At 55.8% G+C, this 342-nt stretch carries 1 protein-coding gene; it reads left to right on the top strand.

Going from position 1 to position 342, the window contains the following annotated elements:
• Nucleotides 1-342, top strand: a 342-nt coding sequence (locus tag M2D63_RS25580) for a hypothetical protein (protein WP_285865871.1), incomplete at both ends; no start/stop codon positions are given.

Raw genomic sequence — 342 nt, 5'->3', positions numbered from 1 at the left:
CGATGGAAATGACATTATTTCCGAAGTCGAAATCAGCAACATTGATAAGGAAAGCAACAACAGCCTGGAAGCGGGTGCCGGTGACGATTTTATCGCGGTCCGCCAGAGCAATCCCAATTCCGACACCACCGTCGACGGCGGCAGCGGACGTGACGTTTACTTTGTGCAGGACTCCATCGGCCATCTGCTGGTCAGTGACTTTGTCGCCGGCGCCAATGGCGACATCCTCAACATCGATGGGCTTATGTATTTGACCAGCAACTACGTTGGCGGCAACCCGTACGACCCGGCGCTGGGTATTCTGCGTCTGGTGCAGCAAGGTGCTGACACCCTGCTGCAGTG

Source organism: Pseudomonas sp. BJa5 (genome assembly GCF_030272875.2).
Lineage (GTDB): Bacteria > Pseudomonadota > Gammaproteobacteria > Pseudomonadales > Pseudomonadaceae > Aquipseudomonas.
The sequence above is the reverse complement of the archived record's forward strand: the minus strand, read 5'-3'. Positions and strand labels throughout refer to the sequence as shown.